The following is a 5,510-nucleotide window of genomic DNA, read 5'->3' on the forward strand; positions in this document are numbered from 1 at the left end:
GCGCGCTCCTCCCGGCCTTCCGCCGCTTCGACCGCCGCGAGTCCCAATAGGGCGAGGCCGGTGCCGCGCGGACTGCCGACCTCTTCAGCCGCCTGCACCGCGCGCCGAAACGAGTCCTGCGCGGTTCGCATGTCCGCGGCGGCAAGCGCGGTCCATCCCATTTCGCTGTACACACGCGCGAGCTCCGGGCGATCGCCCACCGTCTCGAAAGCGCGGAGTGCGTCGCGATACAACGAGAGAGAGCTAGCGTGATCGCCCTTCGCAAAGGTCATTTGCGCCAGGAAGCTCAGCGCGACCCCACCACCTTCGTAATCGTGGATGCGATCCTGGATCCGTCGCGCCCGCTCCAGCCTGTCGATACCTGCCTCCAGATTGCCCATCGCGAAGAGGCGCATTCCGTCGAGGGTCATCGAAAGGGCGTGCACGAAGTCGCTCACGCCGTTGGCGCTGAGAGTCATCGACTCGTTGAGGCTCGTACCCGCCTCTTCCATGCGACCCGCACTGAGATGGCAATACCCCACGCCCATGCCGGCCTCGGCCGTAATCGCCTCATCGCCAATCGCCATGCCATCGTCGTATGCTCCTTGCCACTCACCGAGCGAGCGTTCCCACTCGCCTGTGGTCGTGGAGATCATGCCCGCCGCCATTCTTGCGAGGGCACGGCCTCGACTCGACGAGCGATCGCGAGCGAGCTCGAGTAGCGGGTCCAGCAGGTCACGCCCGGTGAAGTGCAGGCCTCCGATGTGCCAGAACCAGTTCATGTGTCCGCAGAGCTGAAGCCCGGTCTCGAGTGCCGACGGGTCTCCGGTGCTCGCCGCGGCACTGAGCCAGTGCAGGGCGGCCAGCGTGTTCGCGTTGTCGCTGCGAGCGCGTCGCGCCGCCTCGATCTGCCCGCGTCCGCGGAACGCCTCGTCCAAGCTGGCGGCGAGCTTCTGGAAATAATCGGCATGCGCGTTCCGGACGGGCTCCACTTCCCCACCCGCGTGCAGCTGCTCGGAGGCAAACGCCCGGATCGTTTCGAGGAGCGAATACCGATCGCCCGCGCCCGCGACGCGCACGAGCCCCTTCTCGACGATCGAGTCGAGCGCGTCGAGCGCCCGATGCCTGTCGGCGTCCTCGTAGCAGACCTGTTCCATCGCCTCGAGGGTCCAGCCTTCGTGGAACACCGACACACGGCGCAGCAGTCGCTGTTCGGCGGCGTCGAGAAGGGAGTAGCTCCAGCTGATCGTCGCGCGCAGCGTCCGTTGGCGGAGAGGAAGATCGCGATCGCCCGACGTGAGGAGATCGAGCGCATGATCGAGTCGTTGCAGCAGGACGGCCGGCTCGAGAATTCGCGCGCGCGCGGCCGCGAGCTCGAGGGCCAGCGGGAGGCCGTCCAGACGGCGACAGATCCCGGTGATCGCCGATGCGTTCTCGGCGGTGAGGGCGAACCCAGGCTTCACTCTGGCGGCGCGCTCGACGAAGAGTGCGATGGATGGGAACTCTCCCAGCGCCTCGGGAGACTGTGTGTCCGAATCCGACGCCGGAAGCTCGAGGGGCGGGAGCGCGAACTCGGACTCCGCGCCGATCTTGAGCGGCGCACGGCTCGTGGCAATCACTTGTAGCGAAGGGCAGCGGGAGACGAGGGCGGCAATATCCTCCGCCGAATCGAGCACCTGCTCCAGATTGTCGAGGACCAGAAGCACGCGGCGATCCCCGATGACCGTACAGAGCGCGTCGAGCGCGGACCGGCCGTGTGCCTGGGCGATCTCGAGCGTGACAGCAACGGCCGCTAAGACCTCGGCGGCCGAGGTAACGGAGGCGAGCGAGACGAACGCCGCACCGCCGGCATACTCGGAGGCCATGCGGCGAAAGATCTCGATCGCAAATCGCGTCTTGCCTACACCTCCGTAGCCCGTAATCGACAAGACGCGTGCGCCGTCGCGCAGCCGCTCGGCGGCAGAGGCGAGAGCGGTCTCACGGCCGACGAGCGGCGTGGACGGCGTCGGTGGCGGCTTGAGAAACGCTCCAGCCTCCGTGGCCAGCTGCACGCGGCGCAGCTCGTCGCTCAAATCGCGTGCGGTCTGGAAACGGGCGGAAGGCTCCTTTTCCAGGCAGCGAGCGATGATCCGGTCGAGCGCCGGAGGTGCGTCGGAACGCGCGGACGAAAGCGGCACCGGTGCATCGCGCAGGATCGCGCTGATGATCACGGCGGCGGTGGCCCCCTGGAACGGTCGTCGACCCGTTGCCAGCTCGTAGAGCAGGACGCCGAGCGCGAACAAGTCCGAGCGGCTGTCGACGACCTCGCCGCGTACCTGCTCCGGCGACATGTAAGGCACGGTTCCCCTGACCTCGCCGGCGATCGAGAGAGGAGCTTCGGTCGCTGCCTCGCTATCGACTCCGGCGCTCGTCGTGTCGTACTTCGCGAGGCCAAAGTCGAGGATTTTTACCCGTCCTTCGCGGGTGAGCATCACGTTTCCCGGTTTCAGGTCGCGGTGTACGACCCCCTTCTCGTGCGCCGCAGCCAGTGCGTCGGCGAGAGCGATGCCCAGCTCGATGACACGCGCAGCGGGCCAGCCACCCGATGCGATATGCCGGTCGAGGCTCTGGCCCTCGACCAGCTCCATCGTCAGAAACGGCGTGCCGTCTTCTTCTTCGACCGTGAAAAGCGTGACGATGTTGGGGTGGTTGAGGCCAGCTAGCGTCTGCGCCTCCCGATGAAACCTGGCGAGCCGACTGGGGTCAGAGGCCACCTCGGTGGGCAGCACTTTGAGCGCGACCTCGCGTCCCAGCCGGACGTCCCGAGCGCGGTACACCTCCCCCATCCCGCCCGCGCCGAGCGGCGTGACAATCTGGTATGAGCCCAGGCGTGTACCCGAATCGATGGCCATCGCGCCGCGTCCTTATTATTTGAACAGAGTCTCTCATGCAACGAGCTTCGCGTGAAAGTCGAAGCCCTCAGAGCTCGAGCGCCTCACCCCCCAGAACGTGATGCTCGAGTCACTCAGGACGACGTGGAGCTCGCTCGAGGCGTCTCCGGCTTCAACCATCAGGAACTTCTGGCATCGAGAGAGACGTCGTAGGCCTGGCTCCGCTCGAAAGAGACATGACGGCGTAATCGGGTCGACATTCTACTGGCTCGGCACACTCTTGCGACCGACGCTCTGCGTTTGATGAGGAATGCCGACCCTACCTCCGACGCGTGACTTCAAGCTTTCTTGGCTTCGACGATGCTCACCGGGCTCTTCGTCGGGTGAATCGCTTTCAGCGCGAGGCCCGACGACTCGAACAGAGCCGCGTATTCCTTCTCGGTGCGCTCGCAGCCACCTTCGGTCATCGCCAGCATGTTGACGTCCATGAACTTCGCCGGATGGGGCTCGGGGCTCTCGGGCATTACAATCTCGAGGACCAGCACGCTGCCGCTCGGATGCATGACCTTGGAAACGTTGCTCAGGAGCTTCCGGCAGTGATCGTCACTCCAATCGTGGATGATGTGCTTCATCGTGTAGCAGTCACCGCCACCGGGCACGGCCTCGAAGAAATCGCCGCCGACGCCCTCGATACGTTCTCCGAGCTCGTCGCGGTCGGCGCCGTCGACCACGCCGGGAAGGTCGAACAGGACTCCCCGGGCTTGGGGCGCCTTGCCGAGGATCGATTTCAAGAGGAAGCCATGTCCACCGCCGATATCCACGATCTTCCGGCAGCCTGAGAAGTCGTAGCTCTCGGCGACCGCCTGACTGGTGGCGGTGGAGAAGCTCGTCATGGCCGCATTGAAGAGGTTCCACTGGTCCTTGTTCTCGTCTCGCTGGAACCAGGCGAAGATATCGGTCCCGAAGGCGTGCTGCGGTCCAGATTTGCCCGACCGAAGCGTGTCGGTGAGGCGTCCCCACGGCATCCAGTGCGACTCGGAAGTGATCATCGCCGCCATATCGCGAAACGAGGCAGGATTGTCGTTTCGCAACAGCTCCGAAACTTCATTCAAGGCATACTTTCCCGGCTCCGGCTCGGCGAACACGCCGACGGCGGTGAGCATGCGCATCACGCGATGTAAGGCGCGTTGATCCGCGCCGACGGCCTTCGCCAGCTCGGTGTAGTAGAGCGGGCCGTCGCGTAGCGCGTCCGCCACATTGAGCTCCGCCGCCGCGGCCACGCCCCGCGAGACCATGAACCCGAACATCGCCTGCATGAGTTGTCCTTCCGGCGGCACCTGAGCAGCCTCTGGCATCGCATCCTCCTTCGTGATTCGAGCCCCGCGGGAAACGATATCAAAGCACGGACGGTGTCGTCTCGCTCTCTCTAGAACGGGACGTCAGCTGCGCCGCCCACTCCGGCTCCTCCTCGGTCGCAGGAGTAATCTCGCACCCCGTCTCCATCGAAGCACGGTAGCAAACCTCCTAGCGCTTTGTTGTTGGGGGCGGACATCGGGCGGTCCTTGGCTTTCAATGCGCATTTTCGACCAGGTAGAGGTCGGAAAGGACGCGGCTGTAGGTGTAGGCGTAGGACTTGCCGTCCGGTGTGAGGCAGACCCAGGCAATCGAGGTAACGCCCGATGGATCCCGGGGCGTCAATTCCTTCCACGATTCTCGCTCACCGGTTCCGACGTCGAGACGGAAAATGGGTACGACCGGTCCATCGACACGACGCTTGGTGACAAACACGTGGCGTCCATCGGTGCTCCAACGAAGGACGTACTCGTCGGGAGCGATCCCGGGAAGGACTCGGACCTCCCCTTCCTCGACGGGATACAGCGACATGGGCTCGTCCGGAGCGGAGGCGGCGACCCACTTGCCGTCGGGTGAGATACTGTTCTCTTCGGTCCAGATTCCCTCCGGTGTCAGCGCTTGGGGATCCCCTCCCTCGAGATCCTGAAGGAAGAGCCGCCGAGGGCGATTTTCTTCGTTGCCTGCGATGAGAAAGTGGCGCCCATCGGGAAACCACCAGGCATCATAGTATTGACGAATGCTCGCCGCCGGAAGATCTCTCGAGCTTCCCGCACCGGTGGGATAGAGCGTGATGCGCGCATTTTCCCTGCCCAAGAGGATCGCCCATCGGCCATCGGGAGAGATCGCGAGGGGCTGGCCCACCCCGAGCCGCACTGCGGGAGAGCCGTCCGTGGCACGAAGAAAGGCCATCCCTTTTGCCTCTCGGGAAATCATTTCCCCACCGATGCCGCCCTCGTGGAACACGATCGTTCGGCCGTCCGGAGTGAGATCCTCGATGTAGGTCCGGTCGAGCCAGGTCAGATCCCTTTCGTCGGCATCTCCCGGAGCGAGGCCGACCGTTTCGAAGCGTCCCTTGAACTGAGAGACGAGCAAGCGCCCTTCGGGCGAGATGTCATGGAGCGCGAGGGAGCCGGGAGCGCGGAGCACTTCGCGCACCTCCCCCGAGAGCGAGAGCGCGAAAACGACGAACTCCTTTCCAGTCTCCTGCGCCGAGAACCAGACTTCTCGATCGCTTCGCCAGGAGAGACCCGAGAAATCATTGTATTCCTTGGAGCTCGCCACGACGCTGCCGTCGCGGCCCGCAACCCG

Annotated in this window: 4 protein-coding genes; all 4 read right to left on the bottom strand. The window is 64.8% G+C overall.

The window, feature by feature from the left end; genetic code table 11:
• Positions 1-2,870: protein kinase (locus tag VEK15_30395; protein ID HXV65044.1), on the bottom strand; the 2,870-nt coding region annotated here is incomplete at its 3' end.
• 33 nt (positions 2,871-2,903) lie between these two features.
• Complete coding sequence (locus VEK15_30400) at positions 2,904-3,029, bottom strand: hypothetical protein (GenBank protein ID HXV65045.1); 126 nt, start codon at positions 3,027-3,029, stop codon at positions 2,904-2,906.
• 158 nt (positions 3,030-3,187) lie between these two features.
• Positions 3,188-4,204 carry a methyltransferase gene (locus tag VEK15_30405; GenBank protein HXV65046.1) on the bottom strand — a complete coding sequence of 339 codons (1,017 nt, stop codon included), beginning with the start codon at positions 4,202-4,204 and terminating at the stop codon, positions 3,188-3,190.
• Positions 4,205-4,418: 214 nt separating this feature from the next.
• Positions 4,419-5,510: WD40 repeat domain-containing protein (locus tag VEK15_30410; protein ID HXV65047.1), on the bottom strand; the 1,092-nt coding region annotated here is incomplete at its 5' end.

The sequence above is a fragment of the Vicinamibacteria bacterium genome (assembly GCA_035620555.1).
GTDB lineage: Bacteria > Acidobacteriota > Vicinamibacteria > Marinacidobacterales > SMYC01 > DASPGQ01.